17 protein-coding genes are annotated in these 16,559 nt (G+C 45.6%); 11 read left to right on the forward strand and 6 right to left on the reverse strand.

What is annotated here, in order from left to right; translation table 11 throughout:
- Positions 1–2 precede the first annotated feature (2 nt).
- The gene (locus tag MUY27_RS00140) at positions 3–1,373 is read left to right on the forward strand and encodes a RagB/SusD family nutrient uptake outer membrane protein (protein WP_245127931.1); all 1,371 of its coding nucleotides are present in this window, start codon (positions 3–5) and stop codon (positions 1,371–1,373) included.
- Position 1,374: 1 nt separating this feature from the next.
- Positions 1,375–2,865 carry a TlpA family protein disulfide reductase gene (locus MUY27_RS00145; RefSeq protein WP_245127932.1) on the forward strand — a complete coding sequence of 497 codons (1,491 nt, stop codon included), beginning with the start codon at positions 1,375–1,377 and terminating at the stop codon, positions 2,863–2,865.
- 86 nt (positions 2,866–2,951) lie between these two features.
- Here MUY27_RS00145 and MUY27_RS00150 read toward each other — a convergent pair whose 3' ends face one another.
- From MUY27_RS00150 to MUY27_RS00160, 3 genes are all read right to left on the reverse strand, one after another.
- On the reverse strand, positions 2,952–3,203 hold the full coding sequence (locus MUY27_RS00150) for a DUF6520 family protein (protein ID WP_262918255.1): 252 nt from the start codon (positions 3,201–3,203) through the stop codon (positions 2,952–2,954).
- A gap of 88 nt (positions 3,204–3,291) precedes the next feature.
- Positions 3,292–3,747, reverse strand: a complete 456-nt coding sequence (locus tag MUY27_RS00155; RefSeq protein WP_245127934.1) for a MauE/DoxX family redox-associated membrane protein — start codon at positions 3,745–3,747, stop codon at positions 3,292–3,294.
- A 413-nt stretch (positions 3,748–4,160) separates the two neighbouring features.
- Positions 4,161–4,304 (reverse strand): hypothetical protein, encoded by a 144-nt coding sequence (locus tag MUY27_RS00160; RefSeq protein ID WP_245127935.1) that lies wholly within the window; start codon positions 4,302–4,304, stop codon positions 4,161–4,163.
- Between the two features lie 136 nt (positions 4,305–4,440).
- Between MUY27_RS00160 and MUY27_RS00165 the strand changes: the two genes are divergently transcribed.
- Entirely contained in the window at positions 4,441–5,454 is a 1,014-nt protein-coding gene (locus MUY27_RS00165; RefSeq protein WP_245127936.1) for a sensor histidine kinase, read from the forward strand.
- A complete protein-coding gene (locus MUY27_RS00170) occupies positions 5,451–6,173 on the forward strand; it encodes a LytR/AlgR family response regulator transcription factor (protein WP_245127937.1) in 723 nt (240 codons plus the stop codon). The genes MUY27_RS00165 and MUY27_RS00170 overlap by 4 nt, the downstream gene beginning before the upstream one ends.
- Here MUY27_RS00170 and MUY27_RS00175 read toward each other — a convergent pair.
- The 3 genes from MUY27_RS00175 to MUY27_RS00185 form a co-directional block, all read right to left on the reverse strand.
- On the reverse strand, positions 6,148–8,958 hold the full coding sequence (locus MUY27_RS00175) for a lantibiotic dehydratase (RefSeq protein ID WP_245127938.1): 2,811 nt from the start codon (positions 8,956–8,958) through the stop codon (positions 6,148–6,150). The genes MUY27_RS00170 and MUY27_RS00175 overlap by 26 nt on opposite strands.
- A gap of 192 nt (positions 8,959–9,150) precedes the next feature.
- Complete coding sequence (locus MUY27_RS00180; protein ID WP_245127939.1) at positions 9,151–9,999, reverse strand: RteC domain-containing protein; 849 nt, start codon at positions 9,997–9,999, stop codon at positions 9,151–9,153.
- A gap of 89 nt (positions 10,000–10,088) precedes the next feature.
- Positions 10,089–11,588 carry an aminotransferase-like domain-containing protein gene (locus MUY27_RS00185; RefSeq protein ID WP_245127940.1) on the reverse strand — a complete coding sequence of 500 codons (1,500 nt, stop codon included), beginning with the start codon at positions 11,586–11,588 and terminating at the stop codon, positions 10,089–10,091.
- Positions 11,589–11,918: 330 nt separating this feature from the next.
- Between MUY27_RS00185 and MUY27_RS00190 the strand changes: the two genes are divergently transcribed.
- The 7 genes from MUY27_RS00190 to MUY27_RS00220 are packed head-to-tail and all read left to right on the forward strand — an operon-like array spanning position 11,919 to position 16,553.
- Positions 11,919–12,353 (forward strand): hypothetical protein, encoded by a 435-nt coding sequence (locus tag MUY27_RS00190; protein ID WP_245127941.1) that lies wholly within the window; start codon positions 11,919–11,921, stop codon positions 12,351–12,353.
- Positions 12,354–12,386: 33 nt separating this feature from the next.
- Positions 12,387–12,737: a DUF4134 domain-containing protein gene (locus MUY27_RS00195; RefSeq protein WP_245127942.1), complete on the forward strand. Its 351-nt coding sequence runs from the start codon at positions 12,387–12,389 to the stop codon at positions 12,735–12,737.
- Positions 12,738–12,745: 8 nt separating this feature from the next.
- Positions 12,746–13,165 carry a hypothetical protein gene (locus tag MUY27_RS00200; protein ID WP_245127943.1) on the forward strand — a complete coding sequence of 140 codons (420 nt, stop codon included), beginning with the start codon at positions 12,746–12,748 and terminating at the stop codon, positions 13,163–13,165.
- Positions 13,162–13,332, forward strand: coding sequence for a hypothetical protein (locus MUY27_RS00205; protein WP_245127944.1), 171 nt, complete (start codon positions 13,162–13,164; stop codon positions 13,330–13,332). The genes MUY27_RS00200 and MUY27_RS00205 overlap by 4 nt, the downstream gene beginning before the upstream one ends.
- Entirely contained in the window at positions 13,322–13,771 is a 450-nt protein-coding gene (locus MUY27_RS00210; RefSeq protein ID WP_245127945.1) for a hypothetical protein, read from the forward strand. Before MUY27_RS00205 ends, MUY27_RS00210 begins: the two co-directional genes overlap by 11 nt.
- Positions 13,768–14,085 (forward strand): DUF4133 domain-containing protein, encoded by a 318-nt coding sequence (locus MUY27_RS00215; RefSeq protein ID WP_245127946.1) that lies wholly within the window; start codon positions 13,768–13,770, stop codon positions 14,083–14,085. The genes MUY27_RS00210 and MUY27_RS00215 overlap by 4 nt, the downstream gene beginning before the upstream one ends.
- On the forward strand, positions 14,082–16,553 hold the full coding sequence (locus MUY27_RS00220) for a TraG family conjugative transposon ATPase (protein WP_245127947.1): 2,472 nt from the start codon (positions 14,082–14,084) through the stop codon (positions 16,551–16,553). Before MUY27_RS00215 ends, MUY27_RS00220 begins: the two co-directional genes overlap by 4 nt.
- Positions 16,554–16,559 lie beyond the last annotated feature (6 nt).

A 16,559-nucleotide genomic window follows, 5' to 3' on the forward strand; every position in this document is an offset into this window, starting at 1 on the left:
ACATGAACAGAAAATTATTTATACCCATAATTATCATGATTATGCTCTGTGCCGGATCATGCAAAAAAGATTGGCTGGATCAGAAACGGGATATATCACTTGTGGTGCCCACCAGCCTTTCTGATATGCGTCAATTGCTTAGAAATTCCATCCCCCAGGAATACGAATGTCGCGGGATTACGGAACTGGGAGCAGGTGATTACTATATCACAACAACAAATTATAATAGCCTGACCGCACAGTTGGAAAAAAGCGGTTATATCTGGAAAAGCGATCTTTTTGCCGGAATCACTTACCTGGCAGAATGGGATTACAGCTACCAGCAGGTTCTAACGGCCAACGTGGTTTTGGAAGCGTTAGATAAACTCTCTCAGACAACCAGTAATCAGGCAGATTATAATGATGTGAAAGGCGAAGCTCTGTTTATGCGGGCAAGAGCATTTTATAACGTGGCGCAGGTATTTACCAAACCTTATGAGAAGACAAGTGCAGGAAGCGACCTGGGTGTTCCGTTAAGGCAAACATCAGATATCAATGCTGTGTCCACAAGGGCAACGCTTCAGCAGACTTACGACCAGATCACTGCAGATTTACAGACAGCGGCAAGCCTTATAAAGGTAATACCGGATAGCCGTGTTGATCCGGGACTTGCTGCGGTAAGCGGGTTGCTGGCCAGGTGTTACCTAAGTATGGGCAATTACGATAAAGCCCTCCAGTATTCTGATCAGAGCCTTAAAACATACAGCAAACTGATCAATTACAATACACTCAGCAAAACATCCACAAGACCTTTTACGGTATTGAATGACGAGGTAATTTTACCGGGTTACGTCAATACATCTCTTGCCAGTCTGAAAGCAGGTGTTGGCAGAATTGATTCGGTCCTGTATGCAAGTTATGCAGCCGATGATCTGCGCAAAACACTTTACTTTCTTAAAAACACGGATGGCACATTTAGTTTTAAAGGCCAATATTCAGGCACCTCTTTACTATTCGGCGGATTAGCAACTGATGAAATGTATCTAATCCGTGCAGAATGCGAAGCCAGGACCAATAACCTTACTGCGGCGCTCGCTGATTTAAATACCTTAATGGCCACGAGGTTTAAAACAGGAACCTATACTCCGTATACAACAACAGATGTAAATGCCGCACTAAAAACAATTTTGCTGGAGCGTCGAAAAGAATTGCTGCTGCGGGGTTTAAGATGGTCCGATCTAAGACGGCTAAATAAAGACCCACAGTTTGCAGCTACCCTTACCAAAGTAATAAGTGGAACTACCTACACGCTACTACCTAATGACCCACGTTACACTTTCCCGATACCTGAATACGTGATTAAACTATCAGGAATAACTCAAAATACATACTAAGATGAACACTAAGCTATATACCCTATATATTTTAGCACTCGTCATTTTCCTGACCAGCCTTGTTTTTACACGCAGTTATGCGCAAACACGTAAAAAACTGGTAACTACTATCACGGTTCATTTCCAGTCGCCGCCGCCCGTTGATTCGTTGGAGGCTATTTACGTTGACCGGCAAAGCCTGGTTTATGACGTAATCAAAAAATGCAAACCTATAAAGGATAATGTCTGCACGTTGATCCTGACCCTTTCGCATCCTGAATTGGTGAGTTTAGGATATGATACATTTAGTCTTTTTGAAACGAACGAAAGCTATTATGGATCTTTTGCCACAATGATCGAGCCTGGTGATCACTTAACACTTGAAGTTGGTAAGAATTTTAATTTGGGCATCCGGAATGTTCAGTTTTTCGGAAAAGGTTCTGAGAAGCTTAGTATGCTTCACGATTTTATTAAGTCTATAGGCATGAAACCGGGCAAATTTCCAATTTCAATGAATCTTCATGAATTGTTTCAAAGGGCAGATTCCAACCAGGTTGAATTCACAGCCATTTTGAATAAATACAAGGACAGCATCAGCAACACTTCATTTACATTTTATAAGTCTTTTTGGACAGCCAATAATTATATACCGGCATTTACCCGACTTGCGCGACAAAAAGAACGTCCGGATTCGCTTTACAAAAATTTCAGTTTAGTTGTAAATGCGGCAAAAATCAGTGAACGACTTGTTGTTCAGAGTACCTGGGAAGAAATAGCTGATATAGCCGATATTAACTATGGCCGAAAAGAAAACATTGCTATAGAGAAATTTTACGGCAGCAAAGCAACTAACACCTGGCAGCACTATCTTAATTTAAAAGCATTGTATCCCGGAGAGCCTTTGAACCAAAGTCTGTGTACTGCTTTTATTATCCACCGGATGAAAGCTAAAGGCGTTGATCAGCAGCTACAACAGTGCGTAAGCGATTTTTTAATTACAAAATGGCCCGATCAGCAAAAGTTCAGTGCTGCTCAACGTTTTTTTTCAGCGTATAATAAAAAGACGAAAGCAGGATTACCGGTACTTTCGCTTGCATTAAAAGATACAACCGGGAAGTTCCGGTACCTGACTGATTATAAAGGAAAAGTTGTAGTGGTTGATTTTTTCTTCAACGGATGTGCTGGCTGTGTGTCTGAAAGACCATTTCTGGACAGCTTAAGAAAAGTCTATAATACTAAAGATGTCGCATTTGTAGCCATATCCACGGATAGAAGTGAAACACTCTGGAAAAAGGGAATCGGAAAGTTCACGTTAAAAGATGCGGATCAGCTTTATACCAATGGAGAAGGTTATAATCATCCGTTCATTAGATACTACGAGATATACTCTTATCCGACACTTATGTTAATTGATAAGAATAGCAATGTTGTCACTGCCAGAGGAGCGGAAATCCGTTCAGCCGATGGCTGGAATACATTCACAAAAATGATTAACACCGAACTAAGCAAATAAGAACAGGCGCACCACCTGGTGCGCCTGTTCTTATAATCATTGTGATGATAAAACGGATAAAGAAGACGAATCAAGAAAGGGGGTAATTAATCCTGACGAGTTCCCATAATCACAGAACCCGCAGGAGTGGTTGGATTACCGTTTGCATCCACGTTCCAGACCTGAGCGCACTTGTTCTGCGATTGCAGGCAGTTGGGGATATCCACCTGGTCTGTTGGCTGTCCGGAAGCATCCAGGTAAAATGTTTCCTGGGAGTCTCCAACAATTTTTGAGGCGAAGGCACCACCAATGCCAGCAGTTACTGCGAGTGCAGTGAGCACGATTTTTACAGTTTTCATTTGGTTAAATTGAAATAAGTGATGAAAGGTGCCTACTCTTTTATACAGGTTTTCGGCTACCCCTGCTTTTCTGTTGCAACGAGAAAATTTAGTGAGAGCTGGAAAGAGGTAGGTTATGTATGGTTCCAGGCTCGGTTGAGTTTCTTTGAAGAAATAGGGTTAACAGGATAAGAATAGTGGTAAATACATTAAACGTCAGATGTTGTTGCCAGCTCATGCTTTGCAGTAATCCCCCACAGGTACATGGAACTTTTTTAGCAGCACCGAGTACCAGGCTTACGTAAAGGGTAAAGGAGAACATGAGGATGAGTGAGCTGATTAGGCCGGCTGTGCGTGTCTTGTTGGAGATTAATAATCCTGCTGTGATGATCTCTGTAAGCGGAATTGCCCATGCAATCAAACCAGCGAACTGATATATAAATGGAGAGCGTCCCAGTCTGATATAAAAATTGTGGTAATCGAGCAACTTTGAGAATGCTGCATAGAGGAAAAGGACAACCAATAGCACACAAATAATTTCCGTAAAAAATTTTCTTGCGTTCATAATGATTTCAGTTTTTAAACGGATAAAAGAATTTAATAGACAATGGTTTATGAATTCGGATTATATGTTAATCCGGTTTAAAAGCTTTTTTAAGAATGATTTTAGGGTTAAATTAAAGTTGCAAACAAAATGCCTTAAATCCATCTGGCAAAACCTGACTGTCTGCCGTTTTCCTGAATTAAATCTTTGATTGAAGCTGTGGCTCTAATCCGATGCAAAGGTTTTGGTTCCTTACTGATGTAAAGCTAAATGCCATTATTGACATGGAGAAAGCCGAATTGCTGAAAAGCCGGATTCCCTATGCGAATATTTTTTGACATAGAGAAAACCGGCTTTCACATAGAGAATCCGCATGTAATCGGATCTAAATAACGGCGTATCTCCCCAGGCAAATAGCTACAGGGAGTTATAGCCTACTTAAGGCTGCCCGGGCAAAAGCAGGTAGCAAAAAAGGTCACAGTGGTAACGGTGGTGTTTGTGGTGGTGGTTTCGTCTTTGCGGATGCCAGTCCCCAAACCGTTGGAGAAGCGGAATGCAGTTCTTTTTTTAGTTTTCATTGTGTTCATAATGATTTTTTGTTTTTGTATAACACTTTAAATATCGTCAAGATGGGACGATTGCAATAGTTCCGAAGGCTGAAGATGCCTTTTCCCTATGTAAAAAAATAATGACCAGATAACTGCCCATACCCATATGAAAACACAATACTATTCAGTCCGTGCTAAACGGCTATTATATTTTTGCTCCGGCATACTTGCAGTGGCGCTTTATGAACAGGCCATGCTTTATTCGGTGCTCCACAAAATCCATTTGTTACCGGTACTTACCTTCTACGCCATTGACATCGCTTATTTTTTAACTGCTGCTTACATACTGTATCCGTTTGCCATCCTGAGACCTTACCGTCTTTTTAGAATACTCCTTGCTGTTATTGTTGGATTTGTTTGCTTCCTGTTACTGCAAAACGTGGCAGACACCTTGTTGGATTATTACAAGACAGGCGATTTTCATTTTACAATTGTTTTCCTTAGACCATTCTGGAGATGCGTTTATCTTTCGATGATTGCCTTAGCTTATTATTTCGCCGTCAATGGAATTGAAAAAGCAAAACAGGCGCGTGCGCTTGAAATAGAAAAACTCGAATTGAAGGCTGCGGTCCTGCGAGCGAGGATTAAACCCCACTTTACCTTTCATACACTACAATTTCTGCAGTCAGAAGTTTCGCCCGTTTCTATTTCCGCAGGGCAGACACTGGAGCTTTTTGCAGAAGTGATGCATTATACATTGGAAAGCGATTCAGGTGCAACTACACTGGAAGAGGAATTGGAACAAGTCACTAATTACATCCACCTGAATATTGCAATGCGCCGCCTAAAAGCAAACCTGATCTGGCATATAGATAAGGATGAACATACCATTACCCGTTTTTTTCCGTCAATGGTGCTGTTGAATCTGGTAGAAAATATATTCGATCATGGTGTTCTATCAGATGAAAAAATGCCGGCCATTGTCAATATTAGTTGTCGTGATAACCAATTAGTGTTTTACAGTCGAAATCTGCAGGGTAAAGCCAGGCGAATTCAAGGGACTGGATTGGGTACAGCCTACCTGAAAACGCAATTGGAAACGATGTTTCCAGGACGCTACACCTACCGGGTTAAAAGTAATGAATCTTATTACGAGGTAAACTTAAAAGTTGAGCTATGAAGCTGAGATGCTATGTAGTAGACGATGATCCTGTCATTGTAGAATGGATTGCTGCCTACATTAAGGCCACACCGGAGTTAGAATTCATTGGCAGTGACACCAAAGAGGAACGGGCGCTTCAACGCATTCTGAGCGGGGCCATCGATGCAGACATAGTATTCCTGGATATTATGATGCCTAATATTAACGGACTTGAATTCGCGTCACAGATAAAGGACCTGGCTCATGTGGTACTGGTCACGGCTGATAAAAGTAAAGCCGTCAGGGCTTACGAGGACAATATGTTTGATTATCTCGTAAAACCCGTTACCCGGAAGCGGTTTGACCTGCTGGTAACGAAACTATTGGATTGGTTCAATAATCAATCCCTTATTTCAAAAGGCCATACTACGCTTTACTTACAGTCCGCCAAAAAGGGGAACTATATCCATGTACATACAAATAATATCCTGTTTGTCGAGGGTGCCTCTAATTATGTGACGCTGTATATGCGAAGAGGAGAGCCGATCAGGACCAACCACTCCTTGTACCAAATGGAAGAATTGCTTCCTGCAAATTGCTTCCGCAGGGTGCACAAAAGATTTATTATTAATACCGATTATGTGGTAGGCATTAAAAACGGGACCATTGTGATGCGTGGCGGATTCCTGGTACTGATCGGCCCTACCTATATGGACGGATTCATGAAAGAAGTCATTGCACGCAAGGGTTTAAAATAGCCTTCGCCCGAAATGTCTTTAAGGATCGTTCAAAAAAATAATAAATGATGGTTTCCTGCAGCCGCTGGTCGCAAGCAAACAACCTGTTCACCAGCATATGAAATAGCGCTGAAAATTGTACCGGGCGCTGTCGGGGTTCGTATATTGATACGGTTGCAGTTAAGGAATTCAGCATATTTAAGTAATGCACGGTTAAAGCCGGACTGCCAGTGAGGCCCATGTTGTTATTCAGTTCTTTTGCTGCTTTGTTCAATGCCTTAAAATCCATCGGGCCAAGCGAATGTTCCGAGCAGTAGGCGGCGCTGTTTGCCGCAATTAACCGGTCAAAATCTCCTGTCGGCAGTAATAACAGCTCCCTGCAATCAGTAAGCAACTTTAACGCCCACAGATATTTCTGATCGGTGCACATATCCTCCGTTAAAACAGCAGTTACAAAACAAGTGTCAATAAAGAAATGCTGTTCTACATGTTCAATGAACAGTTCGCCATAACGTTCAGTCTCCCGCCGGTATGGTCTGAGGCGTATATCAGAGATGATGCCTGTTTCCATCCAGGGTTTTAATACCTGAAATAGTTGCTGTGTTACCTGCTGCATGCGTTCCTGATCCTGTAATTGTATACGAAGACGCATATGAGGCCCATCCTGGTTGTATCGCACAAAAAACCAGCTTTTTACAGCCGTCTTATGTGCAGCGATAAATGGCAGTATATGCGAACAAACGAGGTCGTCTGTACGTGACGGATGAACAAAAATCTCGAAATATAGCCAATCGTCACCCGGAATAATCAGGTTATTTGAAGTGCCAAAGAATGGCTCGGGCAAGCCTGTGTATATATTTTCCTGGTGAGTGAGGGTGAGTATAAGTTGCGGCATAAAAGGATTACCTTGCTCATCTTTAATCAGGCTGTTTACCGGAAGCCAACTTTCTTCAAAATAGGCTTCTTTCTCTTTTCTCAAATGATCATATAAGGCCGTTAGATGCTCCGTATCCTTTGTATCAAAAAATAAAGTTTGATCCCCACAGCCACATTTCAGGTAGCGCGACATGTGTCGCTCTGCCAGGTAAGCCTTTAACCGTTCATAAACAGTTTCACCAGGCAGGCTATTTATAGCGTTGATCGTAATCAGCCATGTTTCAGGTGAGAGTACGACATTTTTGTGTTGCAGGCGCGGGTAATAGGACAGGCCGCTAATGCGGTCGCGCAGTTTCAGGGATAGATTTTTATGAACCTGCTGGTGCTGCAGGTCGCACAGAAAGCGAAATAAGGGGAGGTCACTAAACATATAATTATAGCCGCTGGCAAATCGCGGCACCATGCGCTTGCCCCATTTTTTTGATCGAAGGAAAACCTGGTCACCGTGAACCGAAACCATTAAATCACCTGTATGTAGCGGCTTTTCAGAGGTATCGAAGTTATGGATACTAAGCTGCAGCGGGTAAATATGTTTTCTCCGGTTTACATTATCCGTAACCGATCCAATGGCATAGGATACATCGAAGAAAAGAACATCCGGATTGGCCGCCTGTTCCGATGCTGCCAATTGGCGGCAGTGTTGTTCTATTTCCGTTAAAGGAAGTGAGAAACGACCTAAAATAGCATTGGCGGTGGCACCGCCGGCATATTCCATGTACACAAGGTCGTCGCTTACCGTACAGATTACCGGCACCGAATTTGCCAGCGGCAGGTTGTTCTTGCGAACCGGCAATGACAGTTCTTCCAGCTGAATGATACGTTGCTTAGTTCCAGCTATGGCTTTAATTAAAAATTCCTGGGTGGACGGTTCCTGTTCCTTATTTCCCGCCGACTGCCGGAGCGTTTCTATCAGCGGGCTTTCAACCTGCTGATCCATTTGGCCATAACCTACACCAAGTTCGGGATCAAGAGCTACCATCAGTGGTATTTCCTTTTCTCCAAACCTGGCCGCAAACGCGGTGGCAAATGCGTTTAACGCGGTAGCGTGATATGAAGGTAGCACCTCGGCAAGCAGTGCTACCACTTCCGGCACATGGCGCAACAGGCTCCTGGGTATGTCTCCTGATGCTAAAGGGCGTTCTGCAATGATATAAGGTTTGGTATCTTCCCGCATGGTAAAACCAAACCGCTCAAAATATTCCTGGCCGGACAAGTTAGGCTGTAGCGAACAAAAAAGTAACTGGTCTGCCAACATCTGCCAGATGGCATCTTTCACCTCTTTTTCACCATAGGTTGCAGCAAACTCATGGCAAACCGATGCCGCAGCTTTGGGTGCTTCACAGGAATATAAAAGGGTACGAATAAGCCCGCTTGACGATATATCGACCAGTTCATAGCCCGTCTCCTCTTTAGAAATATACCGGATGTCCTTTCCTGCAACATACCAGCTACTGTTTGCCAGTAATAAACAATTTTTGTCGAAAACCTGCTCCTGTTTTATTTCAAGCTGCCGGTGAGCCAGCCAATCGGGATAGGTATGCAAATACTGGTCTTTTATTCTTAATCCTTGTGCTTGGGCAGCGTCTGCAATAGTTGCTACGCCGACTGCAGCAAACGCTCCGTATGGGGTGGAGCGAAAAGTAGCGCGGTTAAAATACTTCCAGATCGTCTGTCGCAGGTTTTGCGGTAAACGACGTAGGTCTGTTTCATCCTGTACCACTGCCAGCAGTTCGTTCAATTCAGCAGATGCCGACACGGCTATTGACTGCTTTAATGGTGGCCAGCAGGTATGCCAGCTGCCATTGTAGGAAAATTGGGGCGTTCTGTATATGATGGTAGGATGCAGGTGCAGGGATTGTATTGTTGTCATGTGTGTCAATAAAAATCCGAATCTATGCGCCCATATGCTCTTTCCTTTATTGCCTTATGTCAATGAGGCTTTTGTCTATGTGAAAAAACAAAAGGCTGCATTTATTTGCAGCCTTTGTCGGAGATGGGATTGGAAAGAAAGTTAAATGCAATTTAAATGGACGCGGTTCTATTCCCAACAGGTAAAAAACGGTCATCTTGGATTCATATCACTCTCGTCCATTCGCCTGATCAGGCATTCACGGGAGCGGTCCAGGAAGGTTGTCCGGTTTTTGCGGATGCGGATTTCCTGGAAGGTGCGGTAATAATTGCCGAGGTCTATATCAAAAATCTGTTCAAAGAATGAGGCCAGATCCCGTACATCAGCAGGCGAGTTCTTCTTGCGGTTATAAATAGCCCCGCTGCTTTGCAGGGCATAGATCCATTCAATTAAGGCCGCTTTAGTCTCTGCCCATCCAAGGCCGAGGTCTTCCAGCCAACCGGCAGCCTTGCGGGTATCATCAAGTGCTTTTAGCGAACTGTCAAAGTACTGTGACAGTTGTTCATTGGCCAGCAGTAACGCCATCTTATAATCATGAGACGTGGAGAACCTGGGATCACAATCAAAATAGGGAATATCAAAACCAATGGCAATATCATATTGGTTGCGTATATAATACTGGTGATCGAGATAGGTAGCACCGGAGCGCACGTATTTATAAAACTCCCGGTTATCATAGGAAAACTGCGTTATGGTACGCATCCGGTTTTTCAAATACTTGCGCAACTCCTTTTTGGCTCCGGCAGGTTTGTGTGTCTCGGTGTGATACACCTGCACATAGTAGATCATCAGCGCATAAAATTGCGGCTTCAGCTCTTTAAAAAACCTGATTTCTTCGGCATTGTCTTTAAAGGTGTAACCTATAATAAATGATTTCAGGGTAAGTAAGGCTGCTTCTGTTGCATTAAAACCTTCCTGGGCAATAGCCAGTATATCATCCGATGTTTCGATTTGTTGTAATTGTTGTTGTAAGGCTGAGAGCAATTCTATTACAAATTCCATAGTTTTTCTTTTCGTTGAGTAAGTTAATAGCATCCCCTGCGGCCCTTTCGGGGTCGAAAAAAGGAAGTTATGATTTGAAAAAAGAAGGGTTAAGCGGAGAGAATATCCGCGATCGTTTTTACGCCTTGTTCCAGCTCTCTAAGGTCAAGGGCGCCAAATCCGATGCGCAGATGCCGCGGCGGCGTATCATCAAAAGATGCACTGCCGGGATTGCGAATATAAATGCCCTTTTGTTTTAGTCTGGTTAAAAGGTTTGTTAAATCAATATCATCTCTGAACTGCAGGAAATAAGCCAGCCCTGCCTGTGGCACCTGGAATTGCACATGTTTGTATAAGTAATTATATAAAATTGCCGATACATATTCCCGCTTTTCCTTGTAATGATGAACCGATTTACGGACTGCTTTAGCGATCACCCCGTCGCGGATCAGGTCTTCCGTAGCATGTTCCAGCAGGATGTCTCCCTGCTGGCCGATCATTTCCCGCAGCGCGGTAAGCGAGCGGATAAAATCTGCCGGTCCGCAAACTACGCCCATCAGGTAGAAGGGCGGCAGCAGCTTACTGAGTGCGCTGATATAGATCACCTGTCCCCCGTGCGGTTCCGCAGCCAGCGGGACATAAGGCTGTGCGCCATACCAGTACTCATGATCATAGTCCGCCTCAATAATGGCAAAGCCATAAGTTTCGGAGAGCTGCAGCAGGTGCCTGCGCCTCTCATGGCTCATGGTAGCCGTAGTCGGGTACTGGCATTGCGGTGAAGTATATACCAGTTTAATTTTCTGCGTCTTTAATAACTCTTCGAGGTGCGCCGTATCCATGCCCTTCTCGTCACTTCGCACGGCAGCCAGCTTTGCGCCCACACTCTGAAAAATATGCCATGCAAATGGATCACCCGGATTACAACTTGCCACGACTTCTTCTTTTTTGAGCAGTACCTGTGCCACCATATACAGGCCCATTTGCTGACCTACCACAAAACAGGCGCGGTCGGGACTGACATTCAGGCCGCGTTGCTGGTTGAGCATATTGATGTATACATCCCGCAACGGATCGTAGAATTTCGGGTTCTGAAATTCCATTTGCCTTTGCCGCAGCGTGCGCTTAAAAATTGTCCGGTAAGTGCCGGTAAGTTCCAGTAAGGGGCCGAGCCTCGGATCGGGGAAGCCATCATCGAACTTGATCAGGCCCGACTGCATCGGTGGCAGGTCTTCGGTAAAATCCACTTTAAAAGTGCGGAAGGCAAAAGGCGCTTTGCTGAGCAATGTCGCATACCTGGTACTATCCTTTTCCGCAGCGACAAAGGTTCCCTGTTTTTGTCGGGTATACAGTAGTCCCCGGCTGAGCAGCCGGTCGTAAGCCTGCACAACCGTTTTACGGTGTACTTTTAACTCTTTCGCCAGCTCGCGGGTGCCGGGCATAGCCGTATCTGCTGCCAGCCTTCCCTTTTTAATTTCTTCCTCTATAGCTGCTTCAATCTGCTGGTACAACGGCCTGGTGCCATCAAAGCTCAGCTGCAGCGGTATCTTCCATTTTCGTAGCATAGGGTTTATAAATGTTTTTCGGTTGACACCAATTTTTACGATGTCCATGACTTTATGTTACCGGCTGGAATTTTTTGCATTAACCCGCGCGAAAGTTTTTACACAACTTCCTTCCGGTTGTATACAAATCTAATAGCCCTGTGCACTAAAAAACGAAGATTACACGAGTGGCCTACGCTAAAAAGTATAAACTGGCTCCCTTGGTTTTAACCAATAATTAATCACCGCAACGGCCGGATTTTTAACGGTATACAGCCGTTGAACACAACAGGGAAAATAATTTTTTAATACCGTAGACGGTTCCCGGTGGGAAAGGAGCGCTTTTAATACGACCAGTTTTGCCTCAGCAATAATGCAGAACAATAAAACCAAATGATTATGCTGAGTAAAATCTCATGGGGCCAGTTCGGCCTTTCGGCAGCCATCCTGCTGCTGTTGTATTACCTGTTTATCGGCCTGACCGTTTACCGAAAAAAAATCCGCGACTTCATGCGCAAGCGACCCGCGCAGCCGCAGGTCGCCTTTACTAACCCAGCGCCTGGACCTGTTCCACCGCCAACAGCGGACATGCCTACTGACATTGTGTTAATGGAGCAGATCCAGCAGGAACTGCGCTATGACCTGCTGCCCAGGGCCGGTAGCCACGCCACGAAAGATAAGCTGCTGGTATTGTTCCGCCAGTACCTGAGTGGACTGAACACACAGAACTTAGCCTTGCCTTTCAAAACCGCAGTTAATCAACTGATGGCTAAAGAAGCCCTGCAGCAATGCAACATTTTTATTGATCCGGCAGAGATAGCTGCGCTTTGGTAATCCCTTTCCTCCCATTAAAAAGATTTACAGAAAATGAACAAACTACAAACGAACAGCCATAAAGAACGGTTGCGCTCTAAATATATCCTGCTGGCTGCAACACTGGTATTCAGCTGCCTGCTCTTCAATGCCTTCTCCGCTTTCTGCCAAAGCGGCAATGCCGGTATTACCCAGGCGACCAGCGAGGTGAAAGGCTACTTCAAAGATGGTACTGACCTGATGTATGCTATTGGAGCGATCGTCGGGCTTGTAGGTGCTATTAAAGTATTTAACAAATGGAATTCAGGAGACCCGGACACCGGCAAAGTGGCCGCTGCATGGTTTGGCAGCTGCGTGTTCCTGGTCGTGGTAGCCACCGTTCTCAAAGGATTCTTTGGTGTATAAACGCTTTAATGATGAAAAAGGCACCAACACAGGCACGGGAGCTGCCGCGCTTTACCATCGAAGGAACTGAATTTATTGTCGATATACAGCTCAATGAACTCCGGCAGGCAGATGCGCCCGGCAATCGCATTTCAATGGACGAATTGCTATGGGAAACAGATGGCAAACTCGCCATAGTCTATGACACGGCAACACGCAACATAGCCAACATGATCGTAGACCCTGAAGATCTGCCGCCGGACATTAGGATTATCAGCATGCCGCCGCTGCTGAGCTTAGACCCGGTAGGCTGGGCGCGTAAATTCGGTCTGGCAGACGACACGTTTATCAAAAGCCAGCCGCCCGCTGCCGATGAAGCCCATGAGGTAAAGCCCGAAGAACAAAAGAAGGAGCCGCCGCACAAGAAAAGGAAAGGAAAAGGAATATGAAGCCGGAACAGCTGAAAGGTGCGGCCATCGCCTTGCTGCGCATCGTTTTCTGCGGCTGGTTACTGCTGCTGGTGGTCATAGCTGTTGCTGTTACCTACCTGCTGGCCGCCCCGTTTTTTGTGCTTCGTTATTTATTCATTCCCTCAAAGACAAGCTATGAACGATAGAATATTAGAAAGGCTGAACAGCTATATCATAGAAGATCACCCTGACCTGGTGATTCGTCTTAACCATACCGGCCAGTTGCAGCACTGGTTGATTGGCCGGGTAGACGCTGCACAGGGCATGATTGCCGAATTAAAAGAAGCCGGCAAGCCATCCATGCTGATTGAAGAACAGGTATTGGATGCGATCACCAAAGACCTGCGCCCGTCCCGCTTTCATTACATCGCCCAGCTACTGGAAGAAGATTTCGCTTTCGACTATTACCGGATGCGGGAAGCGGGAACACTGACCACCGTAATCACCAGGATGATCGATTGCTGCAAATCTAAATTTGACCTGTACGGTTTTTGTGAAGCTAATGAAACCGATAAGCAACTCCGCAGAATGGTTACCCTGCAGCTTTCAGCCATTTTAAAAGACCAGCAAGGAGGTAGAAGATGAGCAGCGTTTACCCGATTAATAAAGGGATAGGAAAACCCCTGGAGTTTCGTGGCCTGAAAGCACAATACATTGCTTATCTCGCCGCAGGATTGGTGATCCTGCTGCTGGCCTTCGCTACCCTGTACATGTTCGGATGCGGCCTGCTGCTGCTCATGCCAATGGTCGTAATCATTGGTTCCGGGCTGTTCTATTTCGTGTTTCGCTATTCCCATAAATACGGCCAGTACGGGCTGATGAAAAAAGCCGCACGCGCACAGTTGCCGAACGCCATTCGTATCCATTCCCGAAGTATTTACCAAAACATCAGATCATGAAACCAGCCATCGATATAGAAAAAGTGCTTCCGGTGTGGAAAGTGGAAAATGATTGCCTGTTATCGGTAGCGGGCGACATTACGCTTGCCTGGGAAGCGCAGTTGCCTGAAATATTTTCCCTGTCTGCCCCGCAGTATGAAGACTTTCACCAGGCGTGGATAAAAGCGATCCGGTTACTGCCGCCACATACGGTCTTTCATAAACAGGACTGGTTTATGGCGGAAAAAATGCAGGCTCGCTTTGCAGATGATTTACCTTTCCTGGCAAGGGCCAGCGAACGTTTTTTTAATGAACGTCCTTTTTTAAATCATCGGTGCTACGTGTTGCTTACCTTCCGCAATACTGACCGTAAGCCTGCCAGTTCCCTGTTCAGCAACCTGCTTCGTCGTAATTTGGCTCCTTTAACCACCGTAAACGCCTTACGGCTGCAATCCCTGCTGGACACTGCCGGGCAGTTTCAGCGCCTGTTGCAAGACAGTGGTTTTGTAACGCTGCAACGTCTGGATAATAATGCCTTGGCGGGGCTGCAAGATAAAACAGGTCTGGTAGAGCAATATCTTCAGTTGCTTGGCCCGCAAGCTATTCCCGTGATAAAGGACATATCCTTTGAGCAAGGGCTACAGATAGGTGCCGATCATTGTCGGCTTTTTACGTTGGCGGACGTGGCAGACCTGCCCCCTCTCTGCGGTTCCCGCATCAATTACGACAAGTACAGCACTGATAAAACAAAATTCAGTACCGGCTTTGCCGCACCGCTCGGGCAACTGCTTTCCTGCAACCATATCTACAACCAATACATTTTCGTCCCGGACGGGCCAAAGACGCTAAAGCTGATGGAAGCCAAACGGCGCAGGCTGCAATCATTGTCGGCTTATTCCAGGGAGAATGCCATTGCACGTGATGCCACGCAGGATTTTTTAAATGAGGCGATCAGCCAGCAGCGCATGCCGGTTAAAGCGCATTTCAATGTCCTGGTATGGACGGATCAGGAAGCTGGGTTAAAAGAGATGCACAATGCCGTCGGCTCCGCGATGGCACAACTCGATGCACGCGCCAAAGAAGAGACCGTTGCCGCGCCGCAGATCTGGTGGGCAGGACTGCCGGGCAATGAAGGTGATTTCCCGATGAATGATACTTTCGATACGTTCACCGAGCAGGCATGCTGTTTTCTGAACCTGGAAACCGCTTACCGCTCTTCGGATAGCCCTTTTGGCATTCGCCTCGGCGACCGCCTGACTGGCGTTCCCGTCCATGTGGACATATCCGATGAACCGATGCGAAAGGGTATTACCACCAATCGTAATAAAATCGTGATCGGTGGTTCCGGCAGCGGCAAGTCCATGTTCATGAACCATCTATTGCACAGTTATGTGCAGCAGGGAACCCATTGTATCGTTGTGGATGTGGGGCACAGTTACGAAGGTTTGTGCCAATTGGTGAACGGATATTATTTCACCTATTCCGAAGAAAGCCCGATCCGTTTTAACCCTTTCTATATTCCGGCAGGCGATATGCTGGATACGGAAAAAAAGGAAAGTATCAAAACCCTGCTGGTAGCACTGTGGAAGCAAAGCGATGAAGCGTTCCGCCGCGCTGAGTATGTCGCTATATCCAATGCCCTCCAATCCTACTACCGGCACCTGGACCGCAATGGCCATATCTTTCCCTGTTTCGATAGCTTTTATGAATTTCTACAGGAACATTTTATAAGTGAGCTGGCGACTGACGGGGTTAAAGACCGTGACTTCGATTTGAATAATTTCCTGTATGTGCTCCGGCCCTACTACAAAGGCGGTGAGTTCGATTACCTGCTCAATGCAACTGAAAACCTCGATGTGATGCACCAGCCTTTTATTGTTTTTGAGCTGGATAATGTGAAAGATCACCCGATCCTTTTCCCGGTGATCACGCTCATCATTATGGAAATGTTCGTGTCCAAAATGCGCAAGCTCAAAGGCGTCCGTAAAGTGATCTGCATTGAGGAAGCCTGGAAGGCTATTGCACGGAGCGGCATGGCGGAATTTATGAAGTATCTCTACAAAACGGTTCGTAAATACTTTGGTGAAGCGATTACCGTAACACAGGAGATAGACGACCTGATTACATCTCCGATCATTAAAGAAGCCATCATTAACAATGCCGACTGCAAGATCCTGCTGGACATGCGCAAGTTCACGAACAAGTTTGCCGATATACAGGCAGTGCTGGGCATGAGTGACAAAGGCAAAGAGCAGGTGCTTTCGATCAACAAGGCGAATGACCCAACTAAAAAATACCGTGAAGTCTACATCGACCTGGGCAACCAGCTCATGAAGGTCTACCGTTATGAACCATCAACGGAGGAATACTACGCTTATTCTACCGAACAGACCGAGAAACTGAAAGTCCAGGAATATGCCCGCAGGTATGGTGATATACGGCGCGGCCTTGCCGCCCTGGCTGCAGACTTGCGATCTCAAACCATTTAACCAGTA

It is taken from the genome of Mucilaginibacter straminoryzae, from assembly GCF_022953055.1.
Classification (GTDB): domain Bacteria; phylum Bacteroidota; class Bacteroidia; order Sphingobacteriales; family Sphingobacteriaceae; genus Mucilaginibacter; species Mucilaginibacter straminoryzae.

What these genes read in the sequence shown, in the direction of transcription:
- MUY27_RS00165 (WP_245127936.1), top strand. Translation starts at nt 4,441, where the DNA reads ATGAAAACACAATACTATTCAGTCCGTGCTAAACGGCTATTATATTTT.
- MUY27_RS00185 (WP_245127940.1), bottom strand. Translation starts at nt 11,588, where the DNA reads ATGGACATCGTAAAAATTGGTGTCAACCGAAAAACATTTATAAACCCT.
- MUY27_RS00160 (WP_245127935.1), bottom strand. Translation starts at nt 4,304, where the DNA reads ATGAAAACTAAAAAAAGAACTGCATTCCGCTTCTCCAACGGTTTGGGG.
- MUY27_RS00220 (WP_245127947.1), top strand. Translation starts at nt 14,082, where the DNA reads ATGAAACCAGCCATCGATATAGAAAAAGTGCTTCCGGTGTGGAAAGTG.
- MUY27_RS00155 (WP_245127934.1), bottom strand. Translation starts at nt 3,747, where the DNA reads ATGAACGCAAGAAAATTTTTTACGGAAATTATTTGTGTGCTATTGGTT.
- MUY27_RS00190 (WP_245127941.1), top strand. Translation starts at nt 11,919, where the DNA reads ATGCTGAGTAAAATCTCATGGGGCCAGTTCGGCCTTTCGGCAGCCATC.
- MUY27_RS00215 (WP_245127946.1), top strand. Translation starts at nt 13,768, where the DNA reads ATGAGCAGCGTTTACCCGATTAATAAAGGGATAGGAAAACCCCTGGAG.
- MUY27_RS00205 (WP_245127944.1), top strand. Translation starts at nt 13,162, where the DNA reads ATGAAGCCGGAACAGCTGAAAGGTGCGGCCATCGCCTTGCTGCGCATC.
- MUY27_RS00195 (WP_245127942.1), top strand. Translation starts at nt 12,387, where the DNA reads ATGAACAAACTACAAACGAACAGCCATAAAGAACGGTTGCGCTCTAAA.
- MUY27_RS00170 (WP_245127937.1), top strand. Translation starts at nt 5,451, where the DNA reads ATGAAGCTGAGATGCTATGTAGTAGACGATGATCCTGTCATTGTAGAA.
- MUY27_RS00175 (WP_245127938.1), bottom strand. Translation starts at nt 8,958, where the DNA reads ATGACAACAATACAATCCCTGCACCTGCATCCTACCATCATATACAGA.
- MUY27_RS00145 (WP_245127932.1), top strand. Translation starts at nt 1,375, where the DNA reads ATGAACACTAAGCTATATACCCTATATATTTTAGCACTCGTCATTTTC.
- MUY27_RS00180 (WP_245127939.1), bottom strand. Translation starts at nt 9,999, where the DNA reads ATGGAATTTGTAATAGAATTGCTCTCAGCCTTACAACAACAATTACAA.
- MUY27_RS00140 (WP_245127931.1), top strand. Translation starts at nt 3, where the DNA reads ATGAACAGAAAATTATTTATACCCATAATTATCATGATTATGCTCTGT.
- MUY27_RS00200 (WP_245127943.1), top strand. Translation starts at nt 12,746, where the DNA reads ATGATGAAAAAGGCACCAACACAGGCACGGGAGCTGCCGCGCTTTACC.
- MUY27_RS00210 (WP_245127945.1), top strand. Translation starts at nt 13,322, where the DNA reads ATGAACGATAGAATATTAGAAAGGCTGAACAGCTATATCATAGAAGAT.
- MUY27_RS00150 (WP_262918255.1), bottom strand. Translation starts at nt 3,203, where the DNA reads ATGAAAACTGTAAAAATCGTGCTCACTGCACTCGCAGTAACTGCTGGC.